The organism is Micromonospora salmantinae, assembly GCF_022230905.1.
Classification (GTDB): domain Bacteria; phylum Actinomycetota; class Actinomycetes; order Mycobacteriales; family Micromonosporaceae; genus Micromonospora; species Micromonospora salmantinae.
Map to the genome: position 1 here is coordinate 67,295 of NZ_JAKKFG010000021.1, position 19,506 is coordinate 86,800.

Annotated in this window: 19 protein-coding genes; 4 read left to right on the plus strand and 15 right to left on the minus strand. The window is 70.7% G+C overall.

The window, feature by feature from the left end:
* Positions 1-115: 115 nt before the first annotated feature.
* From PSH03_RS17750 to PSH03_RS17785, 8 genes are all read right to left on the minus strand, one after another.
* On the minus strand, positions 116-3,301 hold the full coding sequence (locus tag PSH03_RS17750) for a penicillin acylase family protein (RefSeq protein ID WP_238689802.1): 3,186 nt from the start codon (positions 3,299-3,301) through the stop codon (positions 116-118).
* Positions 3,302-3,601: 300 nt separating this feature from the next.
* Positions 3,602-3,805, minus strand: coding sequence for a helix-turn-helix transcriptional regulator (locus PSH03_RS17755; RefSeq protein WP_238689803.1), 204 nt, complete (start codon positions 3,803-3,805; stop codon positions 3,602-3,604).
* Positions 3,802-4,086, minus strand: a complete 285-nt coding sequence (locus tag PSH03_RS17760) for a hypothetical protein (protein ID WP_238689804.1) — start codon at positions 4,084-4,086, stop codon at positions 3,802-3,804. The genes PSH03_RS17755 and PSH03_RS17760 overlap by 4 nt, the downstream gene beginning before the upstream one ends.
* Before the next feature lie 28 nt (positions 4,087-4,114).
* Entirely contained in the window at positions 4,115-4,771 is a 657-nt protein-coding gene (locus PSH03_RS17765) for a response regulator (RefSeq protein ID WP_238689805.1), read from the minus strand.
* Positions 4,768-5,922 (minus strand): sensor histidine kinase, encoded by a 1,155-nt coding sequence (locus tag PSH03_RS17770; RefSeq protein WP_238689806.1) that lies wholly within the window; start codon positions 5,920-5,922, stop codon positions 4,768-4,770. Before PSH03_RS17770 ends, PSH03_RS17765 begins: the two co-directional genes overlap by 4 nt.
* A 23-nt stretch (positions 5,923-5,945) precedes the next feature.
* A complete protein-coding gene (locus PSH03_RS17775; protein WP_238689807.1) occupies positions 5,946-6,695 on the minus strand; it encodes an ABC transporter permease in 750 nt (249 codons plus the stop codon).
* Complete coding sequence (locus tag PSH03_RS17780) at positions 6,692-7,588, minus strand: ABC transporter ATP-binding protein (RefSeq protein WP_238689818.1); 897 nt, start codon at positions 7,586-7,588, stop codon at positions 6,692-6,694. Before PSH03_RS17780 ends, PSH03_RS17775 begins: the two co-directional genes overlap by 4 nt.
* Before the next feature lie 215 nt (positions 7,589-7,803).
* Positions 7,804-9,252 (minus strand): alpha/beta hydrolase, encoded by a 1,449-nt coding sequence (locus PSH03_RS17785; protein ID WP_238689808.1) that lies wholly within the window; start codon positions 9,250-9,252, stop codon positions 7,804-7,806.
* A gap of 354 nt (positions 9,253-9,606) precedes the next feature.
* Here PSH03_RS17785 and PSH03_RS17790 point away from each other — a divergent pair, with 354 nt between their 5' ends.
* A complete protein-coding gene (locus PSH03_RS17790) occupies positions 9,607-10,539 on the plus strand; it encodes a LysR family transcriptional regulator (protein WP_305076088.1) in 933 nt (310 codons plus the stop codon).
* Positions 10,536-11,456, plus strand: a complete 921-nt coding sequence (locus tag PSH03_RS17795) for a serine hydrolase (protein ID WP_238689809.1) — start codon at positions 10,536-10,538, stop codon at positions 11,454-11,456. The genes PSH03_RS17790 and PSH03_RS17795 overlap by 4 nt, the downstream gene beginning before the upstream one ends.
* Positions 11,457-11,485: 29 nt before the next feature.
* Here PSH03_RS17795 and PSH03_RS17800 read toward each other — a convergent pair whose 3' ends face one another.
* The 4 genes from PSH03_RS17800 to PSH03_RS32905 all read right to left on the minus strand — a co-directional run bounded on the left by PSH03_RS17800 (position 11,486) and on the right by PSH03_RS32905 (position 14,800).
* On the minus strand, positions 11,486-11,671 hold the full coding sequence (locus PSH03_RS17800; RefSeq protein ID WP_238689819.1) for a hypothetical protein: 186 nt from the start codon (positions 11,669-11,671) through the stop codon (positions 11,486-11,488).
* 85 nt (positions 11,672-11,756) lie between these two features.
* The gene (gene bla, locus PSH03_RS17805; protein WP_372494790.1) at positions 11,757-12,662 is read right to left on the minus strand and encodes a class A beta-lactamase; all 906 of its coding nucleotides are present in this window, start codon (positions 12,660-12,662) and stop codon (positions 11,757-11,759) included.
* Positions 12,663-13,019: 357 nt separating this feature from the next.
* On the minus strand, positions 13,020-13,544 hold the full coding sequence (locus PSH03_RS17810; RefSeq protein WP_238689811.1) for a MarR family transcriptional regulator: 525 nt from the start codon (positions 13,542-13,544) through the stop codon (positions 13,020-13,022).
* 8 nt (positions 13,545-13,552) lie between these two features.
* Complete coding sequence (locus PSH03_RS32905; RefSeq protein WP_238689812.1) at positions 13,553-14,800, minus strand: FAD-dependent oxidoreductase; 1,248 nt, start codon at positions 14,798-14,800, stop codon at positions 13,553-13,555.
* A gap of 89 nt (positions 14,801-14,889) precedes the next feature.
* On the opposite strand from PSH03_RS32905, the gene PSH03_RS17820 reads away from it, so the two are divergent.
* Complete coding sequence (locus PSH03_RS17820; RefSeq protein WP_238689813.1) at positions 14,890-15,549, plus strand: MSMEG_1061 family FMN-dependent PPOX-type flavoprotein; 660 nt, start codon at positions 14,890-14,892, stop codon at positions 15,547-15,549.
* 212 nt (positions 15,550-15,761) lie between these two features.
* Positions 15,762-16,916 carry a serpin family protein gene (locus tag PSH03_RS17825; protein ID WP_238689814.1) on the plus strand — a complete coding sequence of 385 codons (1,155 nt, stop codon included), beginning with the start codon at positions 15,762-15,764 and terminating at the stop codon, positions 16,914-16,916.
* 146 nt (positions 16,917-17,062) lie between these two features.
* Here the strand turns inward: PSH03_RS17825 and PSH03_RS17830 are convergent, their stop codons facing one another.
* From PSH03_RS17830 to PSH03_RS17840, 3 genes are all read right to left on the minus strand, one after another.
* Positions 17,063-17,644, minus strand: coding sequence for a dihydrofolate reductase family protein (locus PSH03_RS17830; protein WP_238689815.1), 582 nt, complete (start codon positions 17,642-17,644; stop codon positions 17,063-17,065).
* A gap of 67 nt (positions 17,645-17,711) precedes the next feature.
* Entirely contained in the window at positions 17,712-18,551 is an 840-nt protein-coding gene (locus PSH03_RS17835; RefSeq protein ID WP_238689816.1) for a helix-turn-helix domain-containing protein, read from the minus strand.
* Between the two features lie 38 nt (positions 18,552-18,589).
* Positions 18,590-19,506, minus strand: a 917-nt coding sequence (locus PSH03_RS17840) for a hypothetical protein (RefSeq protein WP_238689817.1), incomplete at its 5' end; no start/stop codon positions are given.

Sequence of the window (19,506 nt, forward strand, 5' to 3'; positions counted from 1 at the left end):
GTGATCGGAGCAGGCTCGCTGCCGGGCTGATCGCTTCAGACCCGACTGCCAGCCATGGCGCTGCGCACGCCCGGAGGGGCCGGCGAGTGGTTCGCGCCGCCCCCTCCGGGCACTGTCACTTTCCGTACAGCTCGAATTCGTAGAGCGAGAAGCCGTACGAGGTTGCCCGCTTGATCCCGTACACCCGCACGTAGCGGGCGGTGACCGGGGCGAAGGTGGCGTTGTCGACGGCGCCGTTGCCGGTGGTGGTGGCGAACACCGGCGTCCAGGAGTTGCCGTCGCCGGAGACCTCTATCCGGTACGAGGTGCCGTACGCGGCCTCCCAGCGCAGCACGACGCGGCTGACACTGCGGGCCGCGCCGAGGTCGACCCGCAGCCACTGGTTGTCGTTGTAGCTGCTGGCCCACCGACTGCCGAGGCTGCCGTCGACCGCCTTGTTCGGCGTGTGGCCGGTCAGAAACTGGGTGCTCGACGCGGTGGTCGGGCGGCCCTGCGCCAGGTTGGTGACGTCGTCGCCCCGGCGCGCCGGGAACGAGACGACCTGCTGGTAGGTGGGGCGGTTCTGCCAGGCGATCACCGGGTGGGTGATGCCGCCGAGCCCGGACTGGGCGATCGAGTCGGCGCACCACTGGTCGCCGGCCCCGCAGGACTTGTCTCCGGGGTAGACAGTGCTGGCCGGCACGGCGGCGGCCTGGCCGAGCGCGTCGAGCAGTGCCTGCCGGCACGCGCCGAGGTTGCCGTTGCCGCAGTACGCGCGGCCCAGCCCGCCGGCCACCGGGTCGCCGAGTACGGTCCGCAGGTCCTTGTCGACGTAGCCCCACCAGCCGTACTGGAACGACGAGCCCTTGTGCGCCTGTCCCTGCAACGCCCAGCTCGCGGTGCCGTCGCGCCCGCCGTTCTGGCCGCCCGACGGCGCCTCGTTCACCTCGATGGCGTCGACCAGCGCGGCGTAGAGATCCGGCCCGAGGCCGGGGCGGAACTGCGCCGAGGCCAGCAGCGGCCACCAGGCGTCGAAGATCCGGATGGCGTCGGCGTGCTGGTAGACCTTGGAGCCGGGGGACGTCTCCACCCGGCGAGCCCCGGCCTGCTGCCAGGCGCGCAGCTTGCCCACCGCGTCGGCCAGCGCCGGATCGGTGACCGGCGTGCTGTCCAGCACCCGCAGCAGGTCGCCGAGAACCTGCTGGCCGCGCAGGTCGGTCACCGCCGCATCCGCCATGATCTTGACGACGTCGGCGCGGCCGAGCTTGCGCTGGGCGATCGCCGCGCGCACCGGGCCGTCGAGCAGCTGAGCCCGGTGTACGGAGCCGAAGCTGAAGTTGCCGTCCGCCGCCCCGAAGTCCCGCGCCTGCTTGTTGTTCCAGCTGACGTAGTAGTCCTGGTTGACCGACTGCGGATGCGCCGACGCCGGGGTGTAGGTGGCGTCGTTGGTGTCCGGGTTCCAGCCGGCCCACTCGTACGCCGCTTCGGCCTTCGTGGGCAGGTTCGGGTCGGCGGTGGCCGGACGGATCGGGTTCGAGCCTGAGTTGACGTACGCCGCCTCGGTCGAGTTGACGTAGAACCAGTTGAACGCGTACCCCACATCGGCCGCGGACGCCTGGAAGGCCGCCGCGCTGCCCATCGCCGACGGGTCGTTGAAGGCCTGGAAGCCGACCGCCGAGTCAGCCTCGTGCCGGTAGGTCGAGCGCAGTTTGGTGAACGCGGTCGGCTGCCCGTTCACCAGGCCCCGGTGGGCCACCAGCCCGTACTTGGTGCGCAGCGCGCGCAGGGTGTACGAGCCGGCCGGGGTGGAGTCGGCCAGCGTCGGGGACCAGGAGTTGCGCTGCTCCAGCGCCTCCATGGCGAGGCACTGCCCGTGGTAGAGGTAGCGGTTGGTGCGCAGCGTCGGGGCGCTGCCGTCGGTGGTGCACAGCGGCACCGCGTACGTGTCGGTGAGGTCCTGGGAGGCGGAGGTCGCGCTCCACGCGTAGTCCTGGCCCCGGCCGAGCAGCACGTAGAGGTTGAGCCCGGCGAACGCGGCGCCGCGAGCGCTGATGCCAGGCCCCTGCAACTCCTGGAGCATCAGCAACTGCGGCGCGAAGTAGCCGGTCTGCGGCCCGAACACGGCCACCGGGTTGCCGGTGGTGGTGTGCCGTCCGGAGACCACTACCGCGTTGGACATGCCGTGCGCGCGCAGGTTGGCCAGGCCGCCGAGCAGCCCTGGGGTGGCGGTGCTGGCGCCGGTGCGGGCGGCGGCCCCGCCGGTGGCGTCGTAGGCCAGGGGCTCGGCGACCACCGAGCCGGCGTCGGGTAGCACCGCGCTGGTAGCGCCGGGCGGCGTCGCCCCATAGGGGAAGCTCTGCCCGTCGTGCAGGGTGAGCACGGTCTCCGGGTCGTTCTGCGAGCGGAACGCCGCCCACACCCGGTCGCCCTCGGTGGCACCGTACTTGGCGCGGGCGGCCACCCGGACCAGCGCGGACTGGATCTCGCTGCCGCCGCCCCCGCCGAAGAGCCCGCCGACGACACCGGCGGTGGCGATGAGGTCGGTCATGGTGAAGTGCTTCGGCTTGCCGGCGCCTGCGAGCACGTACTCACCCGGGTAGTTGTCCTCGGCGATCGACCTGTCGATGTAGGCGTTGATGCCGGCGATGTAGTCGACGACGTCGGTGTAGAGCTGCTGACCCCGGGCGCCCTTGAGGCGCAGCGCGTCCACCTGGGCCTGGAGGTCCGCCTCCGAGTAGGGCGAGTTGGCCCAGATGCTCTGCTCCAGCTCCCGGTTGCCGGGCGCGCCGCCGGCGAACGAGGTGAGCGTGCCGCGGCCGGCGTGGCGTAGCAGGTCCATCACCCAGAGCCGGTCCTGGGCCCCGGCGTAGCCGGCGCCGAACATGGTGCCGGCGCGGGTGGTGCCGTTGACGTGCGGGACGCCGGTGGCCTTGTCCCGCACGATGGTGACGTCGGCGCGCGGCGAGACGGTGCTCTCCACCTGTGCGGCCGGGACGCCGAACGAGGCGTCGTTGTAGAAGTGGGCGATCTGCTCGTCGGTCAGCCCGGCGTAGTTGTAGACCAGGTTCGCGTACTCGTCGAGCTGGTCGCTGGAGTGCGCCGGGCGGGTGCCGAGCGCCTGGTGCGCCAGGATGGCGACCAGCGTGGCGTTGCCGTTCTGCCCGGGGGGCAGGATGTCGGCGCACTGGCCGAGGCAGTAGTCGTTGGCGGCGAACGTCGTGGCGGCCAGCGCCGGTGACGGTGGGGTCACCGTCAGGACGCTCGCGGTCAGGACGGCGGCGGTGAACGCAGCGAGCCGGTTACGGAGAGCGGGACGTGGCATGGCGATCCTCCGGGGACGCGGAGTCGGGCCGTTCGGTCACGCCCGGCTTCCGGTGCCGACGTCTCGCCCTCCGCGCCCGGGCGTTCCGCCAGGAGATGAGAGTGACTCGCATCTATCTTCGGGCAATGATCGACGCAGGACCCCCGCCCGGGATACCCGTCGTTCACCACGCGCCAATGCCGACGTTTCGCCGCCCGCGCGATCACCGAACCGGGACCACACCTCATCCAGGCCGTAATCCCGGCGGTCTGAACTCCTACGCTGCCACCCGATCACATCGGCGCCCGTAATTTCAGGCGGCTATGGGCATCGCTGATCATCGGTAAAGATGTCCTCGACCGTCAGGTTGAACAGCTTGGCGAGACGCAACGCCACCGGCAGGCTGGGGTCGAACTTCCCCGTCTCGATCGCGTTGATCGACTGTCGTGACACACCGATGCGCTGAGCCAGGTCAGCCTGCGTCCAGGCGCGTTCGGCTCGGAGGTCCGCGATGCGGTTCTTCATCGGTACCTGATCCGGCCGACCACGAAGGCGATCACGTAGACAACTCCCAGCAGCGCGGGGAAGAGCGCGATGTTGAGGCCGTAGGTGACCAGCCCGGCGGCATCCGCTACGAAGTAGGCGAAGCCGACGACCCAGCCCACTCCGAGGGTCACTGCCAACGCATTCTGCGTGATCTTGCGCTGCAGGTCGTCGAGTGCCCGCAGGAAGCGCGTGAAGGCGACGATCCAGGCGACACCGACGAGAAGGTTGACGCCGACCGCGGCGCGAACGTTGATCTCCACATCGGCACCAACAGCGAGGAGGGCAAACTCAGGCCCGTGGTTCGACCAGGCCGTTGTCGTACGCGAAGATGACTGCCTGGATTCGGTCTCGCGCTCCGATCTTGGCTAGCACGCGTCCGACATGCTTCTTCACTGTGGATTCGGTGAGGGTGAAGCGCTCGGCGATCTCGGTGTTGGTGGCGCCCTGGCCGATTGCTTCGAGCACCTCTCGCTCTCGCTCGCTCAAATTCCTCAGGCGGGGGTCCGCATGTACGGCCGCCTCTGGACGCTGGAGGTAGGCGTCCATCAGCTTGCGGGTCAGGCTGGGGGCCACCACCGAGTCTCCGCTAGCGACGGCGCGGATGCCGGCGATCAGCTCCTCGGGGCGGGCGTCTTTGAGCAGGAAGCCGCTCGCTCCGGCTCGCAGTCCGGCGTAGACGTATTCGTCCAGGTCGAACGTGGTCAGGATCAGCACACGAGTGCGTGAGCCGGCCGCGGTAATGCGGCGGGTGGCCTCGATACCGTCCATGCCGGGCATGCGCACGTCCATCAACACCACGTCGGGGCGGGTCTGCTCTACCATTCGCACCGCCTCGGCACCGGCGGAGGCCTCGCCCACCACGATCATGCCGGGGGTGCCGTCGAGCAGCATCCGGAAACCCATTCGTTGCAACTGCTGGTCGTCGGCGATCAGCACGGTGGTCATGAGGGCTCCTTGAGGACCACGTCGACGAGCCAGCCTCTCTCGGCCGGGCCGGCGGTCACCTCGCCGCCGTACATGGCTGCGCGTTCCCGCATGCCGAGCAGGCCGTGACTCGGACGAGCCGGCCCGCCGCGACCGTTGTCGCGTACCTGTACCCGTACCTCGCCGTCGGCGACAGCCAGAGTGACGTCAGCGGCCGCCCCGCGCCCCGCGTGTTTGAGGGTGTTGGTGAGCGCTTCCTGAACGATGCGGTAGACCGCGAGCTGCACGCCCCGACCGAGGGTGTGCAGCTCACCCGAGGTGGAATAGGTGACTGGCAGCCCGGTCGCCCGCACGCTCGGCAACAGCCGGTCGAGATCGTCGATGCCGGGCTGCGGGCTCAGCTGCGGATCGGCGTCTTCCTCGCGCAGGACGCCCAGCACCCGGCGCAGCTCGGAGAGCGCCTGCCGGCCGGTGTCACCGATCAACCGGAGCGGCTCGGCGGTCTGCTCAGCCCGCGCGGTCGCAAGCGCGGCGCCGCCGTCGGCCAGGCCCACGATCACCGAGACGTGATGTCCGACAATGTCGTGCATCTCGCGGGCCACCCGGGCTCGCTCCTCGGCGACGGCCAGGCGGGCCCGCTGATCCCGCTCGACTTCCAGGCGGGCGGCGCGGTCCTCAAGGGCGATGAGGTACGCCCGGCGGGTGCGCACCGCGACGCCGGACGCGACCGCGGCCCCCGACGTGCCGAGAACCAGGAACAGCGTGATGATGCGGTTCTCCGTCACCGGGTTGAGCAGATAGATCTCGGCCACCAGCAGCGCGATGGTGATCACGGTGGCCCAGGCCAGCGCCCGCCACGAACCGCGGGAGGCCACCCCGAAGAGCATCACGAGCAGGATCACCCCGGCGCCGACGCCGACGTCCAGCAAACCCTCGACCAACTCGATGGTCGCGGTGACCAGGAACGCCGGGAACGGGTACCGGCGCCGCCAGTACAGCGGCGGCAGCAGGGCCAGCGTCGCGATCGTCGCCGACAGGGGATTCTCGATGATGTTCGGGATGCTGAAGAGCACGATCGGAATGGCCACCAGGGTGTCCATGACCCACGGGCGGAGCCGGTCGAAGGCCCGCAACCCCGCCTGCCGGTCCACCAGCCATCCCTGCGTGCTCATCAGCCGATTCTCCCCTTACGCGCCTACGCGTCGTTCCTTTTGAGCCGGTACGCTGCCGCGGCGAGCGTCACGATCACATACCCGGCGAAGACCGCGAGGCCGGCCCAGGGCGCCAGGGTGCCGTCCGCCGGGGTCAACGCCATCACCGCGCTGCCGGCGTTGCTGGGCAGGTACGGGGTGATGGCCTCGGAGATCGAGTCCGGCAGCAGCGCGGCCAGACCGGGAACGATCAGCAGCGCGCCGGCCAGGATCGCGATGGCGCCGGCGCTGGAGCGGACGAGCATGCCGAGCGCGACGCCGAGCACCGCGACCAGGCCCAGATAGAGGCCGGCGCCGACCAGGGCCCGCAGCACACCGTCGTCGCCGAGGCCCAGACCGGCGACCTTGTCGTTGAGTACGGCCGACCCCACGGCGAAAGCGACGAAGGCGCCGATGGTCATCGTCACGAAGGCGGCTGCCCCGGCCACGAGGCTCTTTGACCACAGCACGGGCAACCGGCGCGGCACCGCGGTGAGGGTCGCCCGGATCATGCCGGTGGTGTATTCGCTCGCCCCCAGCAGCGCGCCGAGCACACCGACGGACAGGGCGGCCAGGGCGCTGCCGGACAGGGCCAGGTCGATCGAGGTCAAGTTGTCGCCCGACAGGGAAGCCGAGGCGATCATGCCGAAGGCGATCAGGAGGAGAGCGGAGATGCCGGTCGTGATCCAGGTGGAGCGTAGCGAGGAGAACTTGGTCCATTCGGCGGCGACGACGCCACCAGGGGTGATCTTCATCGGGATGCCTCGTATTCGACAGCGTCGCGGGTCAGGTCCATGAACGCCTCTTCCAGCGAGGCGTTCTGCGGGGTGAGTTCGAACAGTGGAATGCCGCGGGCGGCCGCGGCCAGGCCGATCTTGCGGGCGGAGGTGCCGGCGACGAGCAGTTCCTCGGCGCCGGTCGAGGTGACCGTGATGCCCGGGCCGGCAATCGTCGTGCGCAGCGCGTCGGGGGCGGGAGTGACGACCCGGACGCCCTCGGCGGTCACGAAGTCGGCCACGGTGGTGTCGGCCAGCAGCCTGCCCCGGCCGATGATGACCAGGTGGTCCGCGATCAGCGAGACCTCGCTCATCAGGTGTGATGAAAGCATCACGGTGCGGCCCTCGGCGGCCAGGCCGGTGAGCAGGTTGCGCACCCAGAGGACCCCCTCGGGATCGAGGCCGTTGACCGGCTCGTCGAGCATCACCACGGCCGGGTCGCCGAGCAGCGCGGCGGCGATGCCGAGCCGCTGGCCCATGCCGAGGGAGAACGCACCGACTCGCTTGTGGGCGACGGTCGAGAGGCCGACCAGGTCGAGCACCTCGTCGACGCGCGAGCGCGGGATGCCGTGCGTGCGCGCCAGGGTCAGAAGGTGGCTGACCGCCGTCCGGCCGGGGTGCATGGCCTTCGCCTCGAGCAGCACGCCGATCTCACGCAGTGGCGCCTTCGACGACGCGTACGGCTTACCGTTGACCAGCACGTCGCCGGAGGTCGGCGCGTCGAGGCCGACGATCATCCGCATGGTCGTCGACTTGCCGGCGCCGTTGGGGCCGAGGAAGCCGGTGACCTGTCCGGGCTTCGCGGTGAACGACAGGCGGTCGACGACCGTCTTCGCACCGTATCGCTTGGTTAGTTCGCGTACCTGAATCATGCTGGCCACGCTAGTTTCGCGCGGCGGCACGATCGCGGTACCGCAGTCGACACTTTCCGGCCGCCAGTGGTACCCCGGTACCACTGGCGCCCGTTCAGCGGGGCGGGCGGCCATTGGGGAATCTTCAGCACATCGGAGCCGTTACCGGCGGACTTCTCGACGCCGAGGGCGCGGAACATCCCTGTTCCGCGCCCTCGTCCGGCTCCTGCCTCAGGTCAGCCGCCCTGGCAGGTCGTGTCCTTTGCCGGCATCGCGCCCTCGACCAGGTACGACGTGGTCAGGTTCAACGCGCAGCCGTTACCGCCGAGCACGTAGACGCCGTGCCCGCTCTCGTTGACGGTCACCAGCCGCGCGCGCTGCCCGAACTTCTTCCGCAGCAGCTCGCCGCCCAAGAGCGGGGTGACCGGGTCGTGCCGGTTCTGCAGGATCAGCACGTTGCGTGGCCCCTCGGCGCTGACGGCGACGGGCGCCTCGGCCGGCTCGTGCTTCCAGAAGGCGCACGGGGTGATGTTGGCGCTGGCCGCGCCGAACAGCGGAAATCGCTCGCGGTCCTGCGCGACGGCGCGCCGGTAGCTGTCCACGTCCTCCGGCCACTCGACGTCGTTGCAGCTGACGGCGAGGAACACGGTCAGGGCGTTGTCCACCGGGTTCGGTGCCGCCGCCGGCGGCGGCACCGGCGCCGCCGGCGCGCCCGGGTTCAGGTGCGACTGCCACACCCGCGCCATATTTCCGTACTGCATCTCACCGTAGAGCCAGGCGAAGGTGAGGTGCCGGAAGATGGAGCCGGTGAGCCCGTCGGCCGCCGGCTCATCGTCGAGCCGTTCGGCGATGGCGAAGTAGGTCCGGCGCACCTGCTGCGGCGTGCGGCCCAGACCGTAGGAGTCGTGCCGCGCCGCCGCCCACTTCGCGAAGTCGGGGAACGTCTGCTCCATGCCGAGCGCGTACCGGCGCAGCCCGGCCCGGTCCAGGTGGGTGTCGCCGAGGTTGCTGTCGAGCACGACCCGGTCGGTGGTGTCCGGGAACATCGAGACGTACGCCGCACCGAGCGCCGACCCATAGGACGCTCCGTAGAAGCTGGCCTTCTCCTCGCCCAGCGCGGCCCGGATCCGGTCCAGGTCACGGGCCATGTTCGCGGTCGTCAGGTGTCGCAGCCGTCCCTCGGTGTCGTTCGCCGCGCACCGCGCGGCGACCTCCTTGACGATCTCCGCCTGCCGACTGACGGCCGCGTCGTCGGCCGCGTACGGCGGGATGTTGCCCCAGTACGCGTCGTCGGCGGTGAAGCCGCAGCTCACCGGCGTCGAGTGCCCGACGCCCCGGGTGTCCATGCCGATCAGGTCGTAGGCGTCCATGACGCTGGCCGGCAGCCCCTTGGATGCCAGGAAACCCGGCTGGTCCAGCCCGGTGCCGCCCGGCCCGCCGGGGTTGAACATCAACACCCCGCGCCGCTTCTCCGGCTTGGCGCTCGCGATCCGCGACACCATCAGCTCGATCTGGGTGCCGTCGGGGTCGCGGTAGTCGAGCGGAACCGGCACCTTCGCGCACTGCACCGACGCCTGCACCACCGGCGGCGCCACCACGTCCTGCGGGCACGCCGCCCACTGCAGCCCCGCCGGCGGTTTCCCGGCCGTCGACTCCCCGGCCGTCGCCGGGATGACCGCAGCCATGGCACCGACCATGCCAAGAATTCCCGTCAGGGCGAAGCCTCGTCTTCGATACACGTCCAGGTCTCCTGTCCCTCTTGCGGTGGTCCACCCGGAGCGAGGTCGTGCTTCGAAGCCACAGCGGCCACGCCGACTTCCTTCGGCAGCGGGTGGAGGTGCCTCAACGACACCAGTCCTCGTGACCACGTGTCAGTGACACCGCGTCACGGCCCTGTGTGACGTGGTGTCACTGGCCGCGTTCCGACCCGCGGGTAGCCTGGACCTCACATCAGTGTGAGGTCCAGCGGCCAGCGGCGAAATGATGCCGTTCCCGCTCCCTGCCGTCTCTTCGATGCGTTCCAGGTATAGGTTCGGCGGATGGATGTGGTCGCCGCCTGCCGGGCTTTCGTCGCCGTCAGCGGTCACGGCAGCTTCACCTCCGGCGCTGCCGCCGCGGGCATCCCCCAGTCGGTCGCCAGCCGCCGAATCGCCGCCCTGGAAGAACACTTCGGGGCGCGCCTGTTCGACCGGTCGTCCCGCGCGGTCCGGTTGACCCCGTTCGGGCAGGACATGCTGCCGACGGCGCGACGCCTGGTCGACCTCGCCGACGCCATGGCCGACGACGCCGAGCGGGCCCGGTTGCGTCCGCTGCGGATCGCCGTCCTCGAGATCTGCCCGCCGCAGCGCCTCGCCGCGCTGGTGGTCGCGGCGCGACGGCAGCGGATCCACCTTGAGGTACGGCCGGCCGGTCCGCAGGAGCGCGAACGGCTCTGCCAGACCCTGGAGGTCGGCGCCGGGATCGTGGCGGTTCCGGAGGAGACGGCGGCCTGGCGGGTGCCGCTCGGGCTGGCCGCCCGGACCCCCTTTCCGGCGTCGACGGTGTTCCTGGAGACGCTGCGCAGCGGCCGAGCCCGCGCCCAGGCACGCCGGCGAATCCTGATCCAGCCCGAGGACGACGTCGCGCACCTGCGTGACCCACTGACCCGCGCCGGCCAGTCGTCCGGACTGGCACCGGCCCAGGTGACGGTCGCGCCGTCCCTCGTCGACGCCGCGGCAGCGGCCCTCGGCTCACCCGACCTGCTGCTCTGCTCCCGCCAGCAGGCCGAGGACTTCGGGCTGCACTGGTGCCGTCTCGCCAGCCCTCGACTTCTACGGGGCTACGACGTCGCCGCCGGCGTACGCGAGGACCTCGACCAGCTCCGCACAGTCCTGTACGCGGACATCGCACGATGCCTGGGCGCCACCGACGGGCACCCGGGGTCGGCCGGGGGCGGCGCACCCGGTGACCGCTCGATAGGAGATCCGGCATGAGCGCCATCGCCGTCGTACGCAACGCACGTGACCTGCTCGACGAGGCGGGCCTGCACGGCGCCTTCCTGGTCCGCGACCTCGACACCGGGGCGGAGATCGGCTTCGATGCGGACACCCCGTACCCGTCGGCGTCGCTGGTGAAGGTGCCGCTCGCGGTCGCCGTTCTGGAACGGGTCGTGCGCGGGGAACTCGACCCGGCGATGCCGGTCGACGTCACGCCCGGTCTGATCACCACCCCCGGTCCGACCGGGCTGAGCCGCTTCCGCCACCCCGCGCGGATCGCCGTGGACGACCTGCTCTACCTGAGCACCTCCGTCAGCGACGGGGTCGCCGCCGACGCCCTGTTCGACCTGATCCCGCCGGCTGCGGTCACTGCCGAGCTGCGGCGGCTACGCATCGACGGCATCGCCGTGCGGCACCGGGTCGGCGACCTCGCCGACACGCCGGCGGAACGCCTCGGCCCCGACCACGCGCACCTGGCCCACTCCCTCGCCATCGGCGCGACGACCCCCGGGCAGGGCCACCCCGTCGCCCAACTCGACGTCACCCGCGCCAACGCCGGGTCCGCCCGGGCCTTCGTCGACCTGCTGCACGCCCTCTGGCGGCCCTCGACGATCCACCAGACCACCGCCGCCCGGGTACGCGACCTGATGGCCGACAACCTGCACCGGCAACGCCTCGCCCCCGACTTCATTTCCGACGCGTCCCGCTGGTCGTCGAAGACCGGCACCCTGCTGCACCTACGCCACGAGGTAGGCGTGGTGGAGCACACCGACGGGCAGTCGTACGCGGTCGCCGCGCTCACCGCCTCCCGGGTGCCCGCCGTCGCGCAACCGGGCAGCGAGGCGACGATGGCTCAGGTCGCCCGAAGCCTGCACGACCACCTACGAACGGGCACCCTGCCCTGGTGGAGTTAGCCCGCACTCGCCGCCCGACGAGCCGGCCCTCACCATCCGCCATCGCCGCAGCCCGACGTCCTTACCGGATGAGTTCCGTCGGAGCGGGCGGGAAAGTCGATGCGCGGCTTGCCGTGCATCGCCGCTGCCAAGCTCTCGTAGACGGGCGGATTGATGCCGTCGCGCCGCTGGTGCCTCATCGTCACGGCGGTCTGCGGCCAGTCCGGGTCGGTCACCTCCTGAGCGATTTGGTCTACCTCGATCCAGTTGGTGCGATCAGCTGGCAGGTACCACGCCTCCCGGGCGGGGGCCGGCACACCGTCACAGCGCGGCGATCACGGCCTCGGTCGCCTGGGCGATCAGGGCGTTGTCGTAGGCAGCGTCCTTCTGGTCGCGGCTGGACAGGACCGCGAGGACGATCGGCGCGCGGTCCGGGGGCCAGATCACCGCGATGTCGTTGCGGGTTCCGTAGCCGCCAGCACCGGTCTTGTCCCCCACGACCCAGCCGTCGGGCACACCGGCGCGGATCAGCTCGCCGCCGGTGGTGTTGCCCCGCAGCCAACCGGTGAGGATGTCGCGGTCCGCTGGTTCAAGGGCGTCGGCGACGGCGTACGCCCGCAGGTCTTCGGCAAGTGCGCGCGGCGTGCTGGTGTCCCGCCGGTCACCCGGCCGCGCCTCGTTGAGTTCGGTCTCGTAGCGCGTCGGATCGGTGATCTTGTCGCCGACCTCCCGCAGTTCCTTCTCGAACCGCTGCGGTCCGCCGAGGTGACGCAACATCAGGTTGCCGGCGGTGTTGTCGCTGTACCGCACGGCCGCGTCGGCGATCGCGCGCAGCGTCATGCCCTCGGCGACGTGCTGCTCCGTGATCGGCGAGTAGGTCACCAGGTCGTCCGCCGAGTACCGCACCACCCGCTCCAGCTCGGCGTCCGTGGTCTCGTCGAGGATCTCGGCGGCGGCCAACGCCTTGAACGTCGAGGAGTACGCGAACCGCTCGTCGGCGCGGTACCGCACCGTCCGGCCGGTGCCGGTGTCGATCGCGTAGACCCCCAGCCGCGCGTCGAACCGCTCCTCCAGTTGTCGGAACGCGTGGTCCCGGTCGGCGGATGAAGCGGTGGCCGTCACCGCACGGTCCCGCTTCGGCTGTTCGGTGGCGCCGGCGGGGCCGCACGCGGCCAGGGACACCGCTGCCACCGCGGTCACCACCCGGTGTGTCGCAAGAACCATGATCGCTCCTTGTTGATGCCGTGGGCCCGGCGCCGGACAGCGCCGGTCGGGCAGGACTCGACCCTGGCAGCGATGTGGCATGCGGTCGAAGACCGAAGTCGCGGTGTTCATGCCGATCCGGCATCGCCGCTACTGCGAGGGCGGTGCCCGGCGACGCCGCTGCCGGGGTGGGGCGAGAGCAGCCCCGCCCCACCCCGGCTCGACCGTCCTCGTGAATCACTCCCTCGACGGAGCAGGTGGGCATCTTCGCCGGCAGCTTGAGGTCGATGAGGTAGTCAGCGGCGATGGCGTCGACTACCCGGACTGGCTACGCAGCCGCATTCCCGGCGCGCTGGTCGGAACCACACCCGCCACCACCCACTATCCCCACCTGGCCGACCCCGCCTGGTTCATGGGACGGCTGGTCGCCTTCGACGACGCTCGCGTGCGGTAGTGGTCCAACTCGGCGAGGTACATCGCCTGCATGCGGTCATAGTGCCGGACCAACAGCATGAGCTCCTCGACGCTGTAGCCCTCGATGAGCTGCTCCGCCCGCTCGGCGAACCGCTCGTACGGTCGCTCCAGCTCGGCCATCCGCTCCGGCCGCAGGGCGACGATCACCCGCCGCCGGTCCGCCGGATCGCGCTCGGCCGTCACGTAGCCCGCCTGCTGGAGCCGGCGGAGCATGCTGGTTACCGCCCCGGTGGTGAGGTTGGTCCGCTCGGCGACCTGCCCCGCGCTGGCGGACCCGACGTCCGCGAGGTAGTCCAGGCATTCCAGGTCGCTCACGGTGAGGCCCAGCCGCTCCGCGATGGCGTACCGGAACACCATGGACAGCCGCGACGTCTCCCGTCCGGCGCGCATGAGGTCGGCGATCGCGGACGCACGGGCCGGCTCGTGGGACATGCCCGCAATCATCCCTCCGGTACGGTGACCCGGTGCAGCCGAGGTAGCACGCGGGTCAGCACCCAGTGGGGTGCGGCCGCTCCCCCGGTGAGGCGGCGCATCAGCCTGGCGGCGGTCTCGACGGCGCGGAAGGCGTAGGGCACCATCTCGTCCTGGTAGCTGGCGATCGCCTCCTCCACCGGCGCGCCGCTGGCCCTGGCCTCGACCAGCTTGTGGCCGAGCAGGGCGGCGTCACGCAGCGCGGTGTTGCCGCCGTGCGCGCCGAACGGCGGCATGACGTGCACGGCGTCGCCCATCATCGTCGCCCGGGGCACCGCCCACCGGTGCGGGCGCTGGCCGGTGGCGAAGAGGTTGAGCACCGTGGCGTCCAACTCGGCCGTGCCGACCAGCCGCCGGATGACCGGGTGGAAGTCCATGCTCATCCCGGAGGCCAGTCTCCACAGCGCCAGCAGGTCGCCCCGGAGGCCCATTGGCACCTCCTCCTGCCGGAGCAGCAGTCCCCACATGACGTAGTCGTCGCCGGTGGGCGCATAGCTGCCCGGGGCCAGGCGCCCGAACGCCTCCGGCGGGCTCTCGCCGAACCGCATGGAGGTGAAGAAGAAGGCGCGGCCCGGCCGGTCGGCGATGGCCAGGACCCCGCTGGTACGCAGCGCGTCAGGGATGACGCTCTCGCCGTTGCGTCGCAGGGGCGACCGGCCGTAGATGCCTGCCATCGGGGTGTTCGCCGGGTCCGCGTCCGGCATGATCTGCGCGCGCAGCGCCGAGCCGACGCCGTCCGCGCCCACGACGACGGTTGCCGCTGCGGACCCGCCGTCGGAGAACAGCAGCCGCGGCCGTGCCGGGTCGCCGCCGTCCACCGCGACGGCGTCCTTGCCGTAGTGGATGCGGCCGTTCAGCCCGGACTGCAGGATCGACCGCAGGGTCAGCCGGTCGACCTGGCGGGTCGCGTGCGGCTCGTCCTTGAAGGTGATGGTGAACGCGTCCCGCAGCCGGCTGTCGGTGAAGCGTAGGTGCCCGCCGGGCTCGTCACCGGTGGTCAGCGCCAGGTTGTACAGCGAGTGCGGCAGGCTCTCGCGCAGCGCCTCGATGCCGTAACGGTCGAGAATGATCCGGTAGCCCTGCCGCCGGACGAAGGGGCCCGGGTCCCGCTCGTAGACGTGCGCGTCGATGCCGGCGCGCATCAGGTACTGGGCGAGGCAGAGGCCGGAGAGGCCGGCGCCGGCGATCGCCACCGAGAAGTCCGTCGATATGCTCACGCGATTATCTTAATGACTAAGATGATTTGGGCAAGGCCGCCGCCGTGACGACGGCTGGACCGGTCAGATTGGTCGATTAGTGTCGATGCATGACGCCAGCCCTTGCCACCAGCGCCTTCGACTCGCTGCGCCTCGACGCCGTACCCGACCAGGAGGCGCTGCGCCGGGCCTACGAACTCCCCAGTGACGCGGCCGTGCGGAAGCAGATGACCGAGCTCACCGAGCAGACCCGGCGGTTGATCGGCTGCTCGTCGCTGGTCCTGGTCGCCACGGTGGACGCCAAGGGCAACTGCGACGTCTCCCCGCGCGGCGGCCCCGCCGGCTTCGTCGCCGTCCTGGACGCACGGACGGTGGCAATACCGGACGCCACCGGCAACAAGCGTCTGGACACCCTGCAGAACGTCGTCGCCACCGGGCGGGCCGGGCTGCTGTTCATCATCCCAGGGCGCACCACAACGCTCAGGGTGAACGGCCGGGCCTGCGTCTCCACTCGCCCCGAGCTGCTGTCGCAGCTGACCGCCGTGGGCAAGCCACCGGCCACCGCACTGGTGCTGGGGATCGATGAGGTCTACCCGCACTGCCCCAAGGCGCTGCTGCGCAGCGGGGCCTGGAAGCCCGAGCAGTGGCTGCCGGCGGACGCCCAGCCGACCTCGGCCGAGGTGACGCTGGCCCAGCTACGAATGCCCGAGCTGACGATCGCTGACATCGAGAAGGCCGAGGCAGACTCGCTGAAGTACCGGTACGAGTGACAGACATTGCTGAGTTTCGATGAATTTGGGCTTGTGCCTGGTGAGTTTCCGTGGGACTGCTCTAACCTCGATACATGGTTTCGCGTCGATCCCTCCTGCGGGCGGTCCCGCTTGCGGCCGCTGCCCTTACCGCCGCCCCAGGTGATCCCCGTTGGCCCGGCACGCCGTCCACCGCAACGGATGCGGTCCGCGTACCACCCGACCCGGCCACGATGCAGGCCGCCGCCACCGCCGTTAGCGGCTTCACGGCCGACCTCTACCGCACTGTGGCATCGACCCGGGCAGGCGGCAATGTGGTGTGCGCGCCGTTCTCGGTCGGGCTCGCGCTCGCGATGACCCGGGCGGGCGCCGGCTCGACCACGGCGGACGAGATGGACACGGTGCTCCACGCGCCGCATCCGCGCCCCGGCGCGCTCGACAGCGGGCTCAACACCGTCGAGCAGACGCTCGCCGGCCGGTACCAGGACGGTGACGGAGTCAAGCAGCCTCGGCTGACCACTGCCAATGCGCTGTGGACACGACTCGATCTGTGTCTGCGACCCCGGTTCCGGGACGCCCTGGCCGGCTATTACGGCGCCACGCCGCGACCGGTCGACTTCCGCGGCGCGCCCGAGGTGGCCCGCCAGGAAATCAACACATGGGTGTCCGATCGGACCAACGCGAAGATCCCGGAGCTGTTGCAGTCCGACGCCGTGAGCCCCAACACCAGCCTGATACTGACCAACGCAATCTACCTCAAAGCGGCCTGGAAGTACCCGTTCACCGCTACCGCCACGGCGGTGGGACCGTTCACAAGGGATGACGGGACCGTCGTCGACGTCCCGATCATGCGCGGACCGTTCGACAGGATGGGCTACCTCGAGGGCGACGGATGGCGCGCAGTCGACGTGCCCTATGCCGGCGACGGACTTGCCATGGCCATCGTCATGCCGACCCGGGACAATCTCGCCGCGGTCGAGGCGAACCTCGACGCGGCCTGGCTGGGCGCGTTGCTGACCGGGTTCCGGATCACCGACGTCGAACTGCGCCTGCCCCGGTGGACGTTCCGCCTGCCGGCCGAGCTGGGTGCCGCACTGAGCAGCCTCGGTATGCCCACGGCGTTCACGTCACAGGCCGATTTCACCGGCATGAGCACCGAACCGGCCCTGTGTATCGACGACGTGGTGCACGAGACGTTCATCGCGGTGGACGAGAAGGGTACCGAAGCCGCGGCCGCGTCGGCCGTCATCGTCCGGCCGCCGTCGATCCCGCAAGGGCCGCAGTTCTTCGTCAACCGGCCATTCCTGTACGTCATCCACGACCGGTTCACCGGCGTACCGCTGTTCCTCGGCCGGGTCCACGACCCGCTGGTCAGCGGCCCAGCCTGACCTGGCCCCGCGCACCGAACTGACCATCGAGACGTGGCCTGGCAGTAGAACCCGAGCACCCAAATGCGAGCTCAGCCCCGCCCCGGTCACAGCGGCTTCCACGTGGACAGCGGCCTGCTCAACACCCGCCAGCCCGCCCGGATCGGTCAACGGCGCACCCGATAGCGCAGGTGAAGCACCCGGTTGCCCTGAATCACCACGTCAGGATCCCCCAACAGGTGCTGCGCGTGGACCGACCCGAAGTAGCGCTTGCCGGACCCGAACACGACGGGTACGACGTCCATGCGCACCTCGTCGACCAGGCCCGCGGCAAGCACCTGGCCGCCGACGTCGCCGGCGGCGACCTCGACGAGGCGGTCACCAGCTAGCTCCTGCGCCCTGGCCACGGCCGCCTTGACACCGTCGACGAAGTGAAACGGCGCCTCGGGGTCCCAACCCTCGGGCATCGGCCGGTGCGTCACGACGACCACATGGTCGATCCCGCTCGGCGGCTTCCCGTCCCAGCCGTCGGTGAGGTCGAAGACGTGGCGGCCGGCGATCGTCACCCCGATCCGGTCCCAGTACTGCCGGGTGTAGTCGTAGGACGCTTGTGACACCGTCAACACGCCACTGTCGTCCAGCGGGACGTCACCGCTGGTCAACCAGTCGAACAGCGGCCCGGGCTGGTCGTTCTCGTCCGCGATGAAGCCGTCCACCGACACCGAGCCGTACATCACTACTTCGCCCATGGGCGCGCTCCTCTGCTTGGGGATGGCCTCACGCTAGAGTTTCGTGGGCTGTCGCTCTTGTAAGGAATCAATCGGTCGGTAGCGGCCAGCCGTCCAGCACGTGGCCGGGATGTTCGCGCAGGAACCGCCGCCTGACCTCGACGTACCGGGTCGGTGTGAGCCCGGTGAAGGCCCGGAACTCGTGGCCGAAGTGGGCCTGGTCGAAGTAGCCGGCGCCACCGGCGAGGTCGGCCCAGTCGATCGGCTCGGCGGGTTTGATCGAGAGCACGGTGGCGGCGAAGCGGTACGTGCGGGCAAACCGCTTCGGCGTAACGCCGATGACCTCCTTGAACCGCTGTGCCAGGTGAGTGCTGCTGACACCGACGGAAAGCCTCAGGTCGTCGATCGCCACCGCCCCGCTGGTCGCGGCGATGATGCGGCTCGTATGGCGGACCAGCCCCAGGCCGGCCGCCTCGCCCAGCCGTCGCATCAGCTCCTCCTCAAGCAGCGTCAGCATCTCGTGAGGTCCCTCGGCCGTGGCCAGCCGGTCTCGCAGCTCTGCAGTGGCGGACCGGCCCCACACCTGCTCTATCGTCGCCGGCCGGTCACACAGCTCCGCTGCGGGCATCGGCAGGAACGGCGCCAGCCCCCACGGCTTGAAGTGCACGCCGACGGACCGGGTCCGGAGTGGGTAGCCGAACTCGAACGCGCGGGTGGGCGTGGTGACCACGCAGCCGTCGGCGTACTCGGCCGTCTCGATGTCGGCGCCGGCACGGACGCGAAACGGTGCCCCGAGGTTGACGACGAGGAACGCCGCCGGACTTGCCGGCAGCGTCAGCCGGGCGTACGGCGGCGCACCCTCCAGGTAGTAAAGGTCGTCGATCAGCCCGTCCAGCGGCGGTCGCGGCACTCTGGACACGTACTCCACGTCGACAGTATCGCCGACGTGGCCCCGGGAAACCTGGGTCACCACCAGTCGAAGTAGCGGCCTGCGTGGAAGATCCCCACGCCGACGGCGGCGACGATGCCGACCACGAGCACGACCGGGGCGATCACCACGCTGCCGGCCGCGATGCCAATGGCACCCGCGGCGATGGCCAGACCCGCCCCGATGCCGACGCCGCCGGCCACCACCCCGGGCGTGTCGCCGGCCTCGGCGGCCCGGTTCATGCTGACGTACGAGACGGCGGCCAGACCGATGCCACCGATCACCAGTCCGGCGGTCATCGCGCTGACGGTGGCGACAGTGGCACCGGGCACGGCGATGGCGTACAGCTCCAGGCCACCGCCGACAGCGCCGAGCGCGTCACCGACGCCCATTTCCCAGTCGCCGTGCTGGTAGTCGCCCCACAGGGCGAACGCCGACAGGCCGAACCCGACGACACCGAGCCCCTTGCCGAGCATGCCGGTCCGGCCCGGCAGTCCGCGCACGTGCTCCGGCGCGGTGGCACTGGCCGGGATCTTCCGCCCGCGTCCCGGGTTGGTCGCCGTGCGGATGGCGTTTCCGGCGCTGGCCGGCGCGTCGGTCTCGGTGATGATGACGGCCTGGGATCGCTTGCCGGCCATGCTCGGGTTGGCCTGGATCGCCCGGTTCGCGTCCCGGGTCGCCGACCGGGCGATGTCGCCGGCCTTGCCGTACCTGTCGGTCGACTTGATCTGCTTGACCGCGGTGCTGGTCTCCAGGTCGAAGTTCGCCGTGTTGTCGCGCCACGGCATGCCGTACAGCCATTCGAGGATGTTGCCGCGGAACGTCCCCCGGCCGCCCTTGAACTTGAAGTTCCAGATGAACTTCTCGGCGGCGGGCGCGGTGTGCGCGGCGGCCCCGCCGACGGCGCCGGGTGCGGCCGGCGCCTTGCCGGCGGAGTCGGCGGGCGGCGCGGCCG

Bases quoted from the DNA above. Each gene is read 5' to 3' on its own strand.
- PSH03_RS17820 (WP_238689813.1), top strand. From the start codon at position 14,890: ATGACGCCAGCCCTTGCCACCAGCGCCTTCGACTCGCTGCGCCTCGAC.
- PSH03_RS17795 (WP_238689809.1), top strand. From the start codon at position 10,536: ATGAGCGCCATCGCCGTCGTACGCAACGCACGTGACCTGCTCGACGAG.
- PSH03_RS17830 (WP_238689815.1), bottom strand. From the start codon at position 17,644: ATGGGCGAAGTAGTGATGTACGGCTCGGTGTCGGTGGACGGCTTCATC.
- PSH03_RS17780 (WP_238689818.1), bottom strand. From the start codon at position 7,588: ATGATTCAGGTACGCGAACTAACCAAGCGATACGGTGCGAAGACGGTC.
- PSH03_RS17770 (WP_238689806.1), bottom strand. From the start codon at position 5,922: ATGAGCACGCAGGGATGGCTGGTGGACCGGCAGGCGGGGTTGCGGGCC.
- PSH03_RS17810 (WP_238689811.1), bottom strand. From the start codon at position 13,544: ATGTCCCACGAGCCGGCCCGTGCGTCCGCGATCGCCGACCTCATGCGC.
- PSH03_RS17750 (WP_238689802.1), bottom strand. From the start codon at position 3,301: ATGCCACGTCCCGCTCTCCGTAACCGGCTCGCTGCGTTCACCGCCGCC.
- PSH03_RS17755 (WP_238689803.1), bottom strand. From the start codon at position 3,805: ATGAAGAACCGCATCGCGGACCTCCGAGCCGAACGCGCCTGGACGCAG.
- PSH03_RS17775 (WP_238689807.1), bottom strand. From the start codon at position 6,695: ATGAAGATCACCCCTGGTGGCGTCGTCGCCGCCGAATGGACCAAGTTC.
- PSH03_RS17825 (WP_238689814.1), top strand. From the start codon at position 15,762: ATGCAGGCCGCCGCCACCGCCGTTAGCGGCTTCACGGCCGACCTCTAC.
- PSH03_RS17790 (WP_305076088.1), top strand. From the start codon at position 9,607: ATGGATGTGGTCGCCGCCTGCCGGGCTTTCGTCGCCGTCAGCGGTCAC.
- PSH03_RS17765 (WP_238689805.1), bottom strand. From the start codon at position 4,771: ATGACCACCGTGCTGATCGCCGACGACCAGCAGTTGCAACGAATGGGT.
- PSH03_RS17785 (WP_238689808.1), bottom strand. From the start codon at position 9,252: ATGGCTGCGGTCATCCCGGCGACGGCCGGGGAGTCGACGGCCGGGAAA.